General features: G+C 72.3%; 14 protein-coding genes and 1 pseudogene. 8 read left to right on the top strand and 7 right to left on the bottom strand.

Annotated features, from left to right (window positions below; translation table 11 throughout):
* The first annotated feature begins 188 nt into the window (after positions 1 to 188).
* Positions 189 to 356 carry a hypothetical protein gene (locus tag ACFWBT_RS35345; protein ID WP_385707050.1) on the top strand — a complete coding sequence of 56 codons (168 nt, stop codon included), beginning with the start codon at positions 189 to 191 and terminating at the stop codon, positions 354 to 356.
* 62 nt (positions 357 to 418) lie between these two features.
* Here the strand turns inward: ACFWBT_RS35345 and ACFWBT_RS35340 are convergent, their stop codons facing one another.
* Together ACFWBT_RS35340 and ACFWBT_RS35335 are read right to left on the bottom strand one after the other, a co-directional pair.
* Positions 419 to 2,401 carry a hypothetical protein gene (locus ACFWBT_RS35340; RefSeq protein WP_385707049.1) on the bottom strand — a complete coding sequence of 661 codons (1,983 nt, stop codon included), beginning with the start codon at positions 2,399 to 2,401 and terminating at the stop codon, positions 419 to 421.
* A gap of 187 nt (positions 2,402 to 2,588) precedes the next feature.
* Entirely contained in the window at positions 2,589 to 3,515 is a 927-nt protein-coding gene (locus tag ACFWBT_RS35335; RefSeq protein ID WP_385707048.1) for a LysR family transcriptional regulator, read from the bottom strand.
* 137 nt (positions 3,516 to 3,652) lie between these two features.
* Between ACFWBT_RS35335 and ACFWBT_RS35330 the strand changes: the two genes are divergently transcribed.
* From ACFWBT_RS35330 to ACFWBT_RS35310, 5 genes are all read left to right on the top strand, one after another.
* A complete protein-coding gene (locus ACFWBT_RS35330; protein ID WP_351542021.1) occupies positions 3,653 to 3,736 on the top strand; it encodes a putative leader peptide in 84 nt (27 codons plus the stop codon).
* Between the two features lie 173 nt (positions 3,737 to 3,909).
* Complete coding sequence (gene sfnG / locus ACFWBT_RS35325) at positions 3,910 to 5,034, top strand: dimethylsulfone monooxygenase SfnG (RefSeq protein WP_385707047.1); 1,125 nt, start codon at positions 3,910 to 3,912, stop codon at positions 5,032 to 5,034.
* An 86-nt stretch (positions 5,035 to 5,120) separates the two neighbouring features.
* Complete coding sequence (gene ssuE / locus ACFWBT_RS35320) at positions 5,121 to 5,675, top strand: NADPH-dependent FMN reductase (protein WP_266755276.1); 555 nt, start codon at positions 5,121 to 5,123, stop codon at positions 5,673 to 5,675.
* A gap of 4 nt (positions 5,676 to 5,679) precedes the next feature.
* Entirely contained in the window at positions 5,680 to 6,864 is a 1,185-nt protein-coding gene (locus ACFWBT_RS35315; protein ID WP_385707046.1) for an SfnB family sulfur acquisition oxidoreductase, read from the top strand.
* Positions 6,865 to 6,963: 99 nt separating this feature from the next.
* A complete protein-coding gene (locus tag ACFWBT_RS35310; protein WP_385707051.1) occupies positions 6,964 to 8,106 on the top strand; it encodes an LLM class flavin-dependent oxidoreductase in 1,143 nt (380 codons plus the stop codon).
* On the opposite strand, the pseudogene ACFWBT_RS35305 reads toward ACFWBT_RS35310, so the two are convergent.
* Positions 8,096 to 9,161 (bottom strand): annotated as a pseudogene (locus tag ACFWBT_RS35305) (acyl-CoA dehydrogenase family protein). The gene ACFWBT_RS35310 and the pseudogene ACFWBT_RS35305 sit on opposite strands and share 11 nt — an antisense overlap.
* 119 nt (positions 9,162 to 9,280) lie before the next feature.
* Between ACFWBT_RS35305 and ACFWBT_RS35300 the strand changes: the two are divergent.
* Together ACFWBT_RS35300 and ACFWBT_RS35295 are read left to right on the top strand one after the other, a co-directional pair.
* The gene (locus ACFWBT_RS35300) at positions 9,281 to 9,634 is read left to right on the top strand and encodes a YciI family protein (protein WP_385707045.1); all 354 of its coding nucleotides are present in this window, start codon (positions 9,281 to 9,283) and stop codon (positions 9,632 to 9,634) included.
* Positions 9,634 to 10,833 carry an RNA polymerase sigma factor gene (locus ACFWBT_RS35295; RefSeq protein ID WP_385707044.1) on the top strand — a complete coding sequence of 400 codons (1,200 nt, stop codon included), beginning with the start codon at positions 9,634 to 9,636 and terminating at the stop codon, positions 10,831 to 10,833. The genes ACFWBT_RS35300 and ACFWBT_RS35295 overlap by 1 nt, the downstream gene beginning before the upstream one ends.
* A gap of 12 nt (positions 10,834 to 10,845) precedes the next feature.
* Here the strand turns inward: ACFWBT_RS35295 and urtE are convergent, their stop codons facing one another.
* The 4 genes from urtE to urtB are packed head-to-tail and all read right to left on the bottom strand — an operon-like array spanning position 10,846 to position 14,349.
* Positions 10,846 to 11,538 (bottom strand): urea ABC transporter ATP-binding subunit UrtE, encoded by a 693-nt coding sequence (gene urtE / locus ACFWBT_RS35290; RefSeq protein ID WP_385707043.1) that lies wholly within the window; start codon positions 11,536 to 11,538, stop codon positions 10,846 to 10,848.
* Complete coding sequence (gene urtD / locus ACFWBT_RS35285) at positions 11,538 to 12,341, bottom strand: urea ABC transporter ATP-binding protein UrtD (protein WP_385707042.1); 804 nt, start codon at positions 12,339 to 12,341, stop codon at positions 11,538 to 11,540. The genes urtE and urtD overlap by 1 nt, the downstream gene beginning before the upstream one ends.
* Positions 12,338 to 13,456, bottom strand: a complete 1,119-nt coding sequence (gene urtC, locus ACFWBT_RS35280) for an urea ABC transporter permease subunit UrtC (protein ID WP_385707041.1) — start codon at positions 13,454 to 13,456, stop codon at positions 12,338 to 12,340. Before urtC ends, urtD begins: the two co-directional genes overlap by 4 nt.
* A complete protein-coding gene (urtB, locus tag ACFWBT_RS35275) occupies positions 13,453 to 14,349 on the bottom strand; it encodes an urea ABC transporter permease subunit UrtB (protein WP_385707040.1) in 897 nt (298 codons plus the stop codon). The genes urtC and urtB overlap by 4 nt, the downstream gene beginning before the upstream one ends.
* Positions 14,350 to 14,447 lie beyond the last annotated feature (98 nt).

Raw genomic sequence — 14,447 nt, 5'->3', positions numbered from 1 at the left:
GTTCGCGCGGGCGGACCGTCCGTGTCCCTGTCCGTAGCCGAGTCCGTGTCCATGTCCATGTCCATGTCCGTGTCTTGCGCTGTCGACGGACGGCGAACGGGCCTGACATGTCTCGGAGAAAGCCGGGCAAGCGGACCCCACGGGACTCGACGCTCCGGGTCCGAGGTCAGAGCTGGAGGTGTCCCGCCATGGGCGCAAAGGTGCTGGAACGATTTCCCGCGGGAGCTCCGCGTGGATCCTGGACCGCGGAGGAGTACGCGGCACGACGCCGTACCGAGGGACTGGCGGCGACGGTCGTGATGGACCTGAAGTCGGACGCCTTCCTCGTGGTCGTCCCGATCGGCGAAGAGGACTGATTCCGCGTCACCGTCCCGATCGGCGTCGCGGACCGAGGCGGACGCCGCGCCGCAGGGCCGGCTCATCGGCTCGCCCCGCCGCCGACCGGTGCCAGTGACGCACCGTTCTCCAGACGGGCCGTCACGCCGGGACGGGCGTCCTCCGGGGCCCGCACGGCGAGCGTACGGCCGTCCGTCCGGGCCGTGACGGCGCCGCTCACCTCGATACGGGTGACGGCCCGGCTGCCGGCGGCGAGCAGATACCACTGACCCGCGCGTGAACGCCAATGAGCGACGGCCACCACATGCCGGCCGAACCGGCCGCAGGCCGCGGTGGACCCGGCCCGCGCGACCTCCCGAGCGGGTGCGGAGGGCGAGGAGGCGGGGGCGCGCAACAGCACCCGCACATCGCCGGGACCGCGCCACGTGGCGGCCCGGGTGCACACCCACACGGCGTGTCCCCCCTTCTCCGGCAGATCCTGCTCGGCGAAGTCCCAGGCGTTGACCGCCCGGACCCCGGCGTCGCGCAGCCGATCCAGCCCGCACGCCATACGTGCCCAGGCGACCAGCGCGGCCGGCCCGGTCGCCTCCCTGGGCTGCCGCGCCGGAGGAGTCCCGTGCCCGGGCAGCGGGGTGTACGTCAGATGGACCGGCGACAGCTCGCCCAGGTCGGTCAGCAGGAACGCGTGCTTCTCCACGATGCGTTCCGAGGAGCGCAGCTGGAGCACCGGCCGACGGTCGCAGGCCGCGCCCGCGGCCTGGGTGGCGAGCGGCGCTGTGACCCCGTCCCGGGCGACGCCGACCGGCCGGGACGGAGAGTCGGGACGCGTCAGGTCGCGCGCCCGTGCCTCGGCGATCCAGGGGGCGAGGAGAAACCTCGTCCCCCGGGCGCCGCGGCCGACGACCAGGGCGGCGGCGGTCGTCACATCCGCGTCGTCGGTCCGCGCGAGGGCGAGGGTGCCGTGCCCCGGCGCGTCGAGCGGCTCGCTGTAGCGCACCACGCGCCGGCCGTCGTGCAGCACGACCACGGCGTCGCCGTCCACGTTCCCCGCGTAGAGGAGCTGGGGCGCGTGCGGCGGCGCGTCCAGGGAGGTACCCGCCGTCGTGGTGACGTGCCCGGCGCGGGTCGGCCTGGCCCAGCTGGACAGGGCCCGGGCGAGCAGCTCCGGGTCGTCGGCGCGGGCGCCGCGCGCCGGCCAGGCGGTGAAGTCGACCCGCGCGGTGTCGGCCCAGGAGTCCCGGGGTGTGCGCACGAGGTCCGCGGGGCCGGGCAGGGTCGCGCCCGCGGGGGTGTCGGGGGTCGACGGCGGCGCGGAACCCGGGGCGGAGACCGCCAGCAGCACCCCGGTGAACACGAGGGCGGACAGCGCGCCCCACAGGAAACGGACACGGCGTCGGCGGCGCAGCAGATCGGTGGGCCCGGTCCGCACCGTGCAGGCGTCGAACTCCCGTGACCCGAGCAGCGTTCGGGTGGCCCGGCCCGCGGACTCGGCGAGCCGGGTCGCGGAACCGAGAGCGCCCTCGGGGTCGGTGACCCCGGCGGCGCGGAGCAGCGTCGCGATCGCCGCATCGGTTCGTTCGTCCACGCTGCGCAGGACGAATGCGGCGCGCGCGGCAGCTGTCGAACCCGCCAGAGCCCGGCCCAGCGCGAGGTCGTCCGCACCGCCCGCGCGCGGGAACAGCCGCAACCCCCATACGACCGGCAGTACGGGCAGCAGGGTGCGGGGTGGCGGCAGCCGGTGGGGCCAGCCGCGCGGCGGACGCTCGTACGCGATCGCCGAGCGCAGGACATGGCCGCGCAGCCGGTCCTTCTGCGTGGCGGAGGGGCGGCCGGTGCCGCGCGGTTTCGGCAGGTGAGGCCCGGGGCCCCGCTCGCGGGAGCCCGGCAGTGAGCGCTGCACGAGCGAATGGGCCACGAGGATGCGCCGGTGCTTGCTCAGCGAGGGAGGCAGTGTGAGGTACGCGAGCCGCACCAGAGCGCTGTACTCCTCGAAGAGGGCGGTCTCGGCCCGGTCGAGTGCGGTCCTGCCGCGGCGGGCCGATCGCGGAAGCAAGGGGATGGGCATGGAACGAATGCCTTCCGAAGGAGCTGACGTCGTGTCACGCCGATCCGTCAAACGAGTGACTCTTCGGATGGTCACAGGACGGAGCCGCGCCGGGGCCCGGAGCAGGGCGTTCGGCGGGGCGTGGTCCTGGGCCGGGTGCCCGCCGTAGCCCTTCCGCGCCCCGGATCACGCCCGGATCACGCCCGGATCACGCCCCGGACGTCAACGCGCCGCCGAGCTCCCCGGCCCTGCGGACGAACGCCTCGTGCAGATCCTGGGCCGCTCGCGGTACCGAGTCGGCCCGTCGCCGCCGCAGGATCAGCAGGACCCGTGTCGTCTCGTCGGTGAGCGGCCGGTGGGTGATCGCGCCGCACCTCTCCAGCGGATCGCCGATGACGCTGAAGTCGGGCAGCACGGTCGCGCCCAGTCCCTCGGCGACCATGAGCTTGCCCATCTCGGCACCGTCGGTGGAGTACGAGAAGCCGGGGACCCGGCCCTCCAGGAACCGGTGGACGTAGCGGTGCATGACGTACCCGGAGCGCATGGCGATGAGCGGCTCATGGTCGGCGAGCAGGTCCTCGGCCGACACCGACGACAGGGACGCCAGCGGGCTGTCCGGTCGCACGCACAGCACCGGCCGTCCGCCGAGGAGCCGGGTGGACTCGAACTCCGCGGGCAGATCGTCGCCGTCCAGATGGTTCACCAGGCCCAGATCGAGACCGCCCTCGGACAGCGTGCGGTGGATCTCCGCCTGCTGGGCGCCGACCACCTCCACCTGCGTCAGCGGGTGCGACACGCGGAAGTCCCGGACCGTGGGGATGAGCAGCGGCACCGTGGCCGCGTTGACCGTGCCGACGCGGACCATCCGCCGGACGCGGTGCTGCTCGCCCGCCGCTCCGCGCAGCCGGTCCACGGCGTCCAGCACATCGACGATGTGCGGGAGCAGTTCCCGTCCCTCGGCGCTCATCCGCGCCCCCGACCGCTTGCGCTCCAGCAGGTCGACCCCCAGTTCGCGTTCCAGGTTCCGCACGGTCTCGCTCAACGCGGGCTGGGACAGGTGGAGTTCCTCGGCGGCCCGCCGCAAGGAACCGAGCCGTGTTACCGCCGCGATGTATTCCAGCTGCTCTATTCGCACACCGGCAGAATGCCGCCGCCGCGCGAACCGGTTCAAGGGTTTCCCTGTCACACCCTCGTGAAATGCGGCGGTCCGGGATACGAGACCGGTCCGCCGTTCCTTGACTGCCCGGGCCGGGGGCTGCGACGATCGACGACATGAAGATACGACTGGACCTCACGCGGCGACGCCACGTCGACCTCGCGCGTGTCTCCAGCTCCTTCTGTTGTCGCGAAGCCTGACGATCCCGACGGTAGGGTCCCCTTCGCACGGACCGGTCCGCCCCGGCTGATTCCATTCGCCGCGCGCCAGGACGAACTCCCTGCCCGTCACCCGCATTGCGCAGCCCGAATTCCCGCTGAATTCCCGGGCCTTTCTTCGTCATGCCCGTGTACCGCACATCAGGAGTCGTTCCGTGCCCGCAACCGAACCCGTCCGCTTCGCCTACTGGGTGCCCAACGTCAGCGGCGGCCTGGTCACCAGCAAGATCGAACAGCGCACCGACTGGGGCTACGACTACAACCGCGAACTCGCCGTCCTCGCCGAGAACAACGGCTTCGAGTACGCGCTCAGCCAGGTCCGCTACATGGCCGGCTACGGCGCCGAGTACCAGCACGAGTCGACCTCCTTCAGCCTCGCCCTGCTCCTCGCCACCGAGCGCCTGAAGGTCATCGCGGCCGTCCATCCGGGACTGTGGCATCCCGGCGTCCTCGCCAAGTTCGGCGCCACCGCCGACCACCTCTCGCACGGCCGCTTCGCCGTGAACGTCGTCAGCGGCTGGTTCAAGGCCGAGTTCACCGCACTCGGCGAACCCTGGCTGGAGCACGACGAGAGGTACCGCCGATCCGAGGAGTTCATCCGCGCGCTCCGCCAGATCTGGACCGAGGACCACACCGAACTGGCCGGCGACTTCTACCGGTTGCGTGACTTCTCGCTCAAGCCCAAGCCGCTGGACACCCCCGGGCGCCCGCACCCGGAGATCTTCCAGGGCGGCAACTCCACCGCCGCCCGCGCCATGGCGGGCCGCGTCTCGGACTGGTACTTCTCCAACGGCAAGGACTACGACGGAGTCGTCGAGCAGATCGAGGACGTCCGCGTCTCGGCCGCCCGGGCCGGACGCACGCCGCCGAAGTTCGGCCTCAACGGATTCCTCATCGCCCGGGACACCGAGGCCGAGGCCCGCGCGACCCTCCGCGAGATCGTCGCGCAGGCCGACACCGAGGCCGTCGAGGGCTTCGGCGCCGCCGTGCGGCAGGCCGGAGCGTCCACCTCCGACGGCAAGGGCATGTGGCGGGACTCCAGCTTCGAGGACCTCGTCCAGTACAACGACGGCTTCCGCACCGGGCTCATCGGCACCCCGGAACAGATCGCCGAACGGATCGTCGCCTACAAGGGCCTCGGCGTCGACCTCTTCCTCCTCGGCTTCCTGCACTACCACGAGGAGGTCGAGTACTTCGGGCGCCGCGTGCTGCCCCTCGTACGTGAACTGGAGGCCCAACTGCCGGACCGGGACAAGGAGTCCGCCGCGGCGCACCCGTGACGAGCGGTCCGCGCCCGCCTCCCTGCCCTTCCCCCGCCCGATCCGGCAGCCCGCCCACTCAGAACCCCGCTCATGAAAGAGGACTCATGGCCACCGTCCTGTCCGTCTCCGGCAGCCCCTCCGTCTCCTCCCGCACCGCCAAACTCCTGCGCCACCTCGACACCCGGCTCGCCGCACAGGGCCACGAGGTGATTCCCCTCGACGTCCGCACCATCCCCGCGGAGGCATTGCTCGGCGCGGACTTCCAGCACCCCGCCATCGTCGAGGCGACCGCGCTGTTCGCCCGCGCCGACGGGGTGGTCATCGGCACCCCCGTCTACAAAGCCGCCTACTCCGGCGTCCTCAAGGCCCTGCTCGACCTGCTCCCGCAGTACGCCCTGACCGGAAAGACCGTGCTGCCGCTGGTCACCGGAGGCAGCACCGCCCATGTGCTCGCTCTGGACTACGCGCTGCGCCCGGTGCTGAACTCCATGGGCGCGGCCCACATCGTCCAAGGCTGGTTCACCCTCGACAAGGACATCACCACCGGGCAGGACGGGAGCGTCACCGTGGCCCCGGGCACCGCCGAGGCCCTGGCCCAGGTGGTGGACCAGTTCTCGGCGGCCCTCGGCCGTACGCCCCTGCTGGCCGCCGCGGGCTGACCCGATGACCGCCAAAGTGATCGCCGACGACGCCGAGGCCCTGGCCGTCGCCGCCACCCTCGCCGACGAGTTCCGCACCGGAGCCTCGGCGCGGGACGCCGAACGACGCCTTCCGTACGAGGAGTTGGAGCGGCTCTCCGCCTCGGGCCTGCTCGCCGTCACCGTGCCGGCCGAGCACGGCGGAGCGGACGTACGCCAGGAGACCCTGGCGGAGATCTTCCGACTGCTGGCCTCGGCGGACGCCAGCCTCGCCCAGATCCCGCAGAACCACTTCGTGTACACGAACGTGATACGGCATCAGGGCACCCTCGCCCAAAAGGAGTTCTTCTTCGCCGAAGTCCTGGCGGGGCGGCGGTTCGGCAACGCGCAGTCGGAGGCCGGCACTCGGCACGTCCAGGACATCCGCACCCGGCTCGAACCGCGGCCCGATGGCTCGTACCGGCTCACCGGCGTGAAGCACTACTCCACCGGAGCGCTCTTCGCCGACTGGATCCCCGTCCTGGCCCGTGCCGAGGACGACAACCTGCACGTCGCCTATGTCCCACGGGACGCCGACGGTGTCACGGTCGACGACGACTGGGACGGGATGGGGCAGCGCACCACGGCCAGCGGCACCGTCCGTCTCGACGCCGTCGACGTGCCGGCCGACCGCGTGATCCCGCACCATCTCACCTTCCGGGGGCCGCAACTGCACGGAGCGGTGGCGCAGTTGCTGCACGCGGCCATCGACGCCGGGATCGCGGCGGGCGCGCTCGCCGAGGCGGCGGAGTTCGTGCGCACCAAGAGCCGGCCCTGGTTCGAGAGCGGCGTGGAGACGGCGGCCGAGGACCCGCTGCTCATCCAGCGCTTCGGTGAACTCGCCCTCCAGGTACGGGCATCCGAAGCGTTGCTCGGTGTCGCGGCCCGCGCGGTCGACACGGCTCGCGGCGAGCTGACCGACACGTCGGCGGCCGAGGCGTCCATCGCGGTGGCCGCGGCGAAGGCGCACACCGCCGCCACCGCCGTCCTGGTGGCGGACGCCCTCTTCGAGGTGTCAGGCACCCGTTCGGCTCTGAACTCCCTCAACCTGCACCGGCATTGGCGCGACGCCCGCACCCACACCCTGCACGACCCGGCCCGCTGGAAGATCCAGCACCTCGGCCGATACGTCCTGAACGGCACCAAGCCACCGCGACACGGCCTGCTCTAGCCCCCGCGACCAGACCCCGCACGCCAGGCACGGCACGTCGGCCCCCGCGTCCGACGGGCCCCCTCGCCCGCCATGCTCCCACGATCGGAGAACCCCGCCGTGTCCCTCACCTTCCACTGGTTCCTGCCCACCAACGGAGACAGCCGCGATGTCGTCGGCGGTGGCCACGGCACACCCGCCACCGCCTCCGGACGGGACCGGCCGCCGACGGTCGCCTACCTGAGCCAGATCGCCCGCGCCGCGGAGGACCTCGGCTTCGTCGGTGCCCTCACCCCGACGGGTGCCTGGTGCGAGGACGCGTGGCTGACCACCGCGATGGTCAGCCAGCACACCGAGCGCCTGAAGTTCCTCGTCGCCTTCCGGCCGGGCTTCGTGTCGCCCACCCTCGCCGCGCAGATGGCCTCCACCTTCCAGCGCCGGACCGGCGGACGGCTGCTCCTCAACGTGGTGACCGGCGGCGAGAGCCACGAGCAGCGCGCCTACGGCGACTTCCTCGACAAGGACGCCCGGTACCGTCGTACGGGCGAATTCCTGCAGATCGTCCGGGACTTGTGGGACGGCAAGACCGTCGATCTGGCCGGCGAGCACCTCCGGGTCGAGGACGCCCGGCTCGCCCGGGTCCCCGACCCGGTCCCCGAGGTCTACTTCGGCGGCTCCTCGCCCCTGGCCGGTGAGGTCGCCGCCCGCCATGCCGACGTCTACCTCACCTGGGGCGAACCACCCGCCCAGGTCGCCGAGAAGATCGCCTGGATCCGCGGGCTCGCGGCGAAGGAGGGGCGGACCCTGCGCTTCGGCATCCGGCTGCACGTCATCACCCGGGACACCTCCGAACAGGCGTGGGCCGAGGCCCGCCGGCTCCTCGACGGCTTCGACCCGGACACCGTGCGGTCCGTCCAGGCGGGGCTCGCCCGCAGCGAGTCGCAGGGCCAGCAGCGGATGCTCGCGCTGCACGGCGGCGGCCGGGACGGCCTGGAGATCCACCCCAACCTGTGGGCCGGCATCGGCCTGGTGCGCGGCGGAGCGGGCACCGCCCTGGTCGGCAGCCACGAGGAGGTCGCCGAGCGGATCAGGGAGTACCACGCCCTCGGCATCGACGAGTTCGTGCTCTCCGGCTACCCGCACCTGGAGGAGGCCTACTGGTTCGGCGAGGGCGTCCTGCCCCGCCTCGCCGAGCGGGGCCTGTGGCAGCACCCGTTCGCGACCCCACCGGCACCGGCCACGCAGGTGCCCTTCACCGGCTGAGCGGACCGGGCGACCCCAGCGACCCCAGGTGCGCGGCACGCACCTGGGCCGTCTGCCCCTGCACCAGCAGGAACATCCCCTCCCGCGCCAGCCGCTGTGCCGGGCTGCGCAGGTCCATCGCCCGCCCGCCCCCGGCCACCACCGCCGCGGTGGTGGCCGCGCGCATCACGTCGTACGCCCGTGTCTTGCACACCAATCGCTCCTCGATCCGCTCGGTGGGCTCCGGGTGGTCGGCGAGGTCGTACGCCTGCCGCCTGACAGCGTCGAGGCGGGCCCGCAGCGCCCCCGCGGTCTCCTTCGCGGAGGGATCGTCCTCCAGCAGGCCGATCGCCGCCGCCGTCACCCCGAACACGGCCGGTGAGGCATTGGTGTTCTTGGGCCGGTCGGTGACCGCCCAGGACGCGTACGGAGTGCGCAGCGCCACCGCGTCCTCGGGCAGCCACAGCCCGTCCAGTTCGAGCGAGACCGTCCGGGACGCCGTGAGCGCGGCGAGCCGCATCGGCGGGGACGGACGCAGCCCCGGCTGCTCGCGCGCCTCGGTGAACGCGAACAGCGCCTCGTCCGCGTCCGTCACGCCCGCCAGCAGCATGACGTCGTTCAGCCCCCAGCCCGTGTACCAGGGAACCCTCCCGTCGAAGCACCAGCCGCCGCGCTCGCGGGTGACCCGCACCGGGACCCGCGGGTGGGCGCGCAACTGGGCGTACGCGACCCCGGACAGCAGTTCTCCGCGCGCGAGGGGCCCGAGCAGGCGCTCCCGCACCGGAAGGTCACTCTTCGCCAGGGTCGTCACCGGCGTGTGGTGCTGGGTCTGCACGAACCACGTCGAGCAGCAGGCCCCGGCCAGGATCTCCGCGGTCGCCCGGACCACGGGGGGCGGGCGCCGCCGACCCGCCGTACGCGACCGGGGCGGCGATCCCGAGCAGCCCCGACCGCTTGACCGCCTCGATGCTGCTCGCGGGCATGCCGTCCTCGTCCACGCGCTCCGCCCGGGGCGCCAGCACGTCGGCCGCCAGCCTCCGGGCCGCGGTGACGAGCGGATGCGGTGGAATGGTCATCGAAGGATTCTCCCGCTGTCGTCGTGGCGTGTGTCGATCCGGCGCCCTCTCGTTCGTGTACTCAATGGGGCGCCGAGTCAGTGAGACGCCGAGTCAGTGACCACCGAGGAGGACACATCATGAAGTACTACCTGCTGAGCGTGATGCAGCCGCAGGGCGAGCCGCCCGCGCCCGAGGCCCTGGAAGAGATCATGCACAATCTCGACGTGTTCCACGCGGAGCTGCGCGAGGCCGGTGCGTGGGTGTTCGCCGGTGGACTGCACGGGCCGGAGACGGCCACCGTGCTGCGGGCCCGGGACGGTGACGTGCTGGTCACCGACGGGCCGTACACCGAGAGCAAGGAGTATCTGGGCGGGATCTGTCTGATCAAGGCGCCCGACCTCGACGCGGCCCTCATGTGGGGGCGCAAGGCGACGCTGGCGACCACGCTTCCCATCGAGGTGCGGCCGTTCCTGCACGAGGCCGAGGACTGATGTCCGTCGGCGGAGCCGACATCGAGGCCGTCTTCCGCGCCGAGTACGGCCGGGCGGTCGCCGTCCTGATCCGCTTCCTGGGCGACATCGACCTCGCCGAGGAAGCGGTCCAGGACGCGTTCACCACGGCCGTGGCGAAGTGGCCGGAGACCGGGGTACCGCCGAGCCCGGCCGGCTGGATCATCACCACCGCCCGCAACCGAGCCGTCGACAAGCTGCGCCGCGAGTCCACCCGCGCGGCCCGGCACGCCGAAGCGGCCCGGCTGCACGCCCCGGACGAACCCGTGGAGGAGGGCCCCGTGCGCGACGACCGGCTCCGGCTGATCTTCACCTGCTGCCACCCCGCGCTCGCCCCCCAGGCCCAGGTCGCCCTCACCCTGCGGCTCCTCGGCGGCCTGACCACCCCGCAGATCGCCCGCGCCTTCCTCGTCCCCGAATCCACCATGGCCCAGCGGATCGTCCGCGCCAAGGCCAAGATCCGCGACGCGGGCATCCCCTACCGCATCCCGCGCGACGCCGACCTGCCGGACCGCGTCAGGGGTGTGCTGGCCGTCGTCTACCTCGTCTTCAACGAGGGGTACGGCGGCCGCGAGGAGCTCTGCGCCGAGGCAGTGCGCCTCGGACAGCTCCTCGTCGAGCTCATGCCGGACGAACCCGAAGCCCTCGGCCTGCTCGCGCTGATGCTGCTCATCGAGGCCCGCCGGCCGGCCCGCGCGACGGCGGACGGCGACCTGGTCCTCCTCGCCGACCAGGACCGTACGCGCTGGGACCCGGACCTGATCGCCGAGGGCCAGGCCCTCGTACGCCGCTGTCTGCGCCGCAACAGGCCGGGGCCCTACCAGATCCAGGCCGCCGTCAACGCCGTCCACAGCGACGCGCCGAGCGCGGCCGCCACCGACTGGGGCCAGATCCTCCAGCTGTACGACCAGCTCATGGACCTGGCCCCCAGCCCGGTCGTGGCCCTCAACCGAGCCGTCGCCGTGGCCGAGGTGGAGGGACCGGAGACCGCCCTCGCCCTCGTCGACAGGCTCGACCTGGACGGGTACCACGCCTTCCACGCCGTACGGGCGGACCTGCTGCGCCGGCTCGGACGGCACACCGAGGCGGTACAGGCGTACGACGCCGCCATCACGCTGTCCGGGAGCGCGCCGGAACGCGCTCACCTCGAACGGGCCCGGGCATCCCTCGCGGGGACCTGACCGCACGCGCGGTCACACGCTGAGCGCCTCCCGCACCGCCCGTTCGGCGTCCCGGCCGCCCTCGCCCGACGACGTGACCCGGCCCGCCTCCAGGACGTAGTAGCGCTGCGCCGCCCGCATCGCGAAGCCGACATGCTGCTCGACCAGGAGCACCGACAGACCGCCCCGGGCGGCCAGGGCGAGGATCGTCTCCTCGATCTCGGCGACCACCGAGGGCTGGATGCCCTCGGTCGGCTCGTCGAGAAGGAGAACCCGAGGCTCCGTCACCAGGGACCGCGCGATGGCCAGTTGCTGGCGCTGCCCCCCGGAGAGCAGCCCCGCGCGGCGGCCCGCCAGAGCGCGCAGCGCCGGGAACAGGTCCAGCGCCTCGGCGATCGCCTCCTTGCCGCGGCGCCGCCCGTCCGCGACCAACTGGAGATTCTCGGCGGTCGTGAGGTGCGGGAAGGCCTGCTGACCCTGTGGGACGTACGCCATGCCGCGCGCCACCCGCTCATGGGGCCTCAGCCGGGTGATGTCCTCGCCGTCCAGGCGGACCGAGCCGCTCCGCGGGCCGAGCAGTCCGACGGCGGCCCGCAGCAGGGTGCTCTTGCCCGCGCCGTTGTGCCCGAGCACCGCCGCCACCCCCTCCCTCGGCACCTCGACGGAGACACCGTGCAGGACGAGACTGCGGTGGTAGCCGACGTGGACGGTGTCGATCTCCAGCATCACGCCTCCTGAGCGGCGGTCGGTCCGGGCACGGTCGCCGTGGTGTCCTCGGCGGCCGCGTGCCCGAGATACACCTGCTGCACCTTCGGGTCGGCCTGCACCTCGGCCACCGTCCCCTCGCTGAGCACCCGGCCCGCGTGCAGCACACTGACGCTGCGCGCGAAGGAGCGCATGAAGTCCATGTCGTGTTCGATCACGACGACGGTCCGCTCCCGGCTGATGCGCTCCAACAGCTCGCCGGTGGCCTGTCGTTCGTCGTGGCTCATGCCCGCGACCGGCTCGTCGAGCAGCAGCAGCCGGACGTCCTGCACGAGCAGCATGCCGATCTCCAGCCACTGCTTCTGCCCGTGTGCGAGCGTGCCGGCCGGGCTGTCGGCGCGGCCGCTCAGGCCCACCGTCTCCAGGGCGCGCGCCACGGACTCGGGCACGCCCTTGCGGCGCCGCAGCATCGTCAGCGCGCCCCGCCCGGCGCCCGCCGCGATGTCCAGATTCTGAAGGACCGTCAACTCCTCGAAGACGGTGGCCGTCTGGAACGTGCGGCCGATCCCCGAGCGCGCGATGCGGTGCACGCTCCGGCCGAGGATGTCGGCGCCTCCGAAGCGCACCGATCCCGTCGCCCTCACCAGTCCGGTGACCGCGTCGACCAGCGTCGTCTTGCCCGCGCCGTTCGGCCCGATCAGGAAGCGCAGATCACCGGGTCGTACGTCGAGATCCACCCCGTCGACGGCGGTGAAGCCGTCGAAGGTCACCCGCAGCCGGCGTATCTCCAGCCCCGCGGGCCCACTGTCCGTCAACTCCGTCATGCCGTGTCTCCAGCGAGTCCTCGGTTCGCCCGGCGCCGCCGCACGATCCCGGCCAGCGAGGCGAGTCCGCCCGGCAGGAACGCCAGGGCGACGATGAACAGCAGCCCTTGGAAGTAGGTCCAGGCCGCGGGGAACTCCTCCGACAGGGCCGTCCTGGCCCAGGCGACGCCGATCGCGCCGAGCACCGCGCCTGCCAGGCTCGCCCGGCCGCCGACCGCGGCGCCGATGACGAGTTCGATGGACGGCACGATGCCGACGAGCGCGGGGGAGATGATGCCGACGGCCGGCACGAACAGCGCACCCGCGAGTCCGGCCATTCCGGCCGCGACGACGTACGCGACGAGCTTCACGTTCGCCGGGTCGTACCCGAGGAAACGAACCCGCTCCTCCGAGTCCCGTACGGCGACGAGGAGTTCGCCGTAGCGGCTGTGCATGAGCTGACGGGCCAGCGCGATCAGCAGGAGCAGCACCGCGGCGATGACGAAGTACACCATCCGCTGGTTGACCGGGTCGTTCAGGTCGTAGCCGAAGAAGCCCTGGATGTCGGTCAGTCCGTTGGTTCCGCCCGTCGTCTCCTGCTGGCCGATCAGCCAGATCGCGAAGGCGGCGGCGAGCGCCTGGCTGAGGATCGCGAAGTAGGCGCCCTTGACCCGGCGCCGGAAGATGAACGAGCCGAGGATCGCGGCGACGGCCATCGGCAGCAGGACGGTCGCGGCGATCGCGAACACGGGATTCGCGAACGGCCGCCACCACCAGGGGAGTTCGGTGGCAGATCCGTACAACTGCATGAAGTCGGGGAGGTTGCCGGGCCCGGCGTCCGCGATCTTCAGGTGCATGGCCATGGCGTAGCCGCCCAGCCCGAAGAACACCCCTTGGCCGAGTGTCAGCAGTCCGCCGCGCCCCCAGGCCAGACAGATGCCGACCGCGACCATGGCTGTGCACAGATACTTGGCGAGCAGCCCGAGCCGGAAGTCGGACAGGGCGAGCGGGGCGACGGCGAAGAGCGCGACGGCGGCCGCGACGAAGCCCGCCGCGGGCCGAGCGGCCTCGAACCTGCGCCGGGGGCCCGGCTGTTGCTCCGCCTTCGGGACGAGGGCAGTGGTGGTGGTGGTCATGCGAGGCTCCTGGTGCGCAGCGTGTACAGGCCCTGCGGCCGCCACTGGAGGAACGCGACGATGGCCATGAGGACCAGCACCTTCGCGACACTGACGGTGGTGGAGTACTCCAGGACCGACTGCAGCGCGCCCAGCACGAAGGCCACGATCACGCTGCCCTTGAGCTGCCCGATGCCGCCGACCACGATCACCAGGAAGGCGTCGATGATGACGTTGGTGCCCATCGTCGGCCCGATCGGGCCGACGAGTGTCAGCGCGACCCCGGCGACCCCGGCGAGCCCGGAGCCGATGAAGAAGGCGGTGCGGTCCACGCGGCCGGTGGAGATGCCGGACACCTCCGCCAGGTCCCGGTTCTGCACGACCGCCCGGATGCGCCGCCCGAGCGGGGTCAGTCGCAGCGTCAGGGACAGCGCCACGACCGCCGCGATCGCCAGCCCCAGAATGAACAGCCGGCTGTTGGCGAAGGTGAGCGGGTCGTCGCCTCCGATGACCGTGATGTTCCCGGTGAGGACATCGGGTGCGCGGGTCTGCACATTCGGCGCCCCGAAAATGTCACGGGCGAGCTGCTGAAGCATCAGCGAGACACCCCATGTGACCAGAAGAGTGTCGAGGGGACGGAGGTAAAGGCGGCGAATCAGCAGCCATTCCAGAAGCGCGCCGAGCGTCCCCGACACGAGAAATGCGACCGGCAGCGCGACGATCAGTGAAATTCCTGCGTCGGAAATGGACTTCTGCAGTACGTACGTGGTGTAGGCGCCGGCCATGATGAACTCGCCGTGGGCCATGTTGATGACATTCATCTGGCCGAAGGTGAGCGAGAGGCCGAGCGCGATGAGGAGCAGGACGGCACCGATGCTGACGCCGGTGAACAACTGCCCGAGGATCACGGTCATGCGGCGGCTCCGGGGAGTCGGGACGCGGGGGGGGGGGGGCCCCGGCCCCCCCCGCGGGGGGAGAAGGGTGGCGCGGGGCCCCCGGCGGAAATGGTGGT

The organism is Streptomyces sp. NPDC060027, assembly GCF_042737005.1.
GTDB lineage: Bacteria > Actinomycetota > Actinomycetes > Streptomycetales > Streptomycetaceae > Streptomyces.
This window is presented reverse-complemented; position numbering and strand designations above follow the sequence as displayed.

Bases quoted from the DNA above. Each gene is read 5' to 3' on its own strand.
- ACFWBT_RS35345 (WP_385707050.1), top strand. From the start codon at position 189: ATGGGCGCAAAGGTGCTGGAACGATTTCCCGCGGGAGCTCCGCGTGGA.
- ACFWBT_RS35340 (WP_385707049.1), bottom strand. From the start codon at position 2,401: ATGCCCATCCCCTTGCTTCCGCGATCGGCCCGCCGCGGCAGGACCGCA.
- ACFWBT_RS35330 (WP_351542021.1), top strand. From the start codon at position 3,653: ATGAAGATACGACTGGACCTCACGCGGCGACGCCACGTCGACCTCGCG.
- ssuE (WP_266755276.1), top strand. From the start codon at position 5,121: ATGGCCACCGTCCTGTCCGTCTCCGGCAGCCCCTCCGTCTCCTCCCGC.
- ACFWBT_RS35315 (WP_385707046.1), top strand. From the start codon at position 5,680: ATGACCGCCAAAGTGATCGCCGACGACGCCGAGGCCCTGGCCGTCGCC.
- ACFWBT_RS35300 (WP_385707045.1), top strand. From the start codon at position 9,281: ATGAAGTACTACCTGCTGAGCGTGATGCAGCCGCAGGGCGAGCCGCCC.
- ACFWBT_RS35295 (WP_385707044.1), top strand. From the start codon at position 9,634: ATGTCCGTCGGCGGAGCCGACATCGAGGCCGTCTTCCGCGCCGAGTAC.
- urtE (WP_385707043.1), bottom strand. From the start codon at position 11,538: ATGCTGGAGATCGACACCGTCCACGTCGGCTACCACCGCAGTCTCGTC.
- urtD (WP_385707042.1), bottom strand. From the start codon at position 12,341: ATGACGGAGTTGACGGACAGTGGGCCCGCGGGGCTGGAGATACGCCGG.
- urtC (WP_385707041.1), bottom strand. From the start codon at position 13,456: ATGACCACCACCACCACTGCCCTCGTCCCGAAGGCGGAGCAACAGCCG.
- urtB (WP_385707040.1), bottom strand. From the start codon at position 14,349: ATGACCGTGATCCTCGGGCAGTTGTTCACCGGCGTCAGCATCGGTGCC.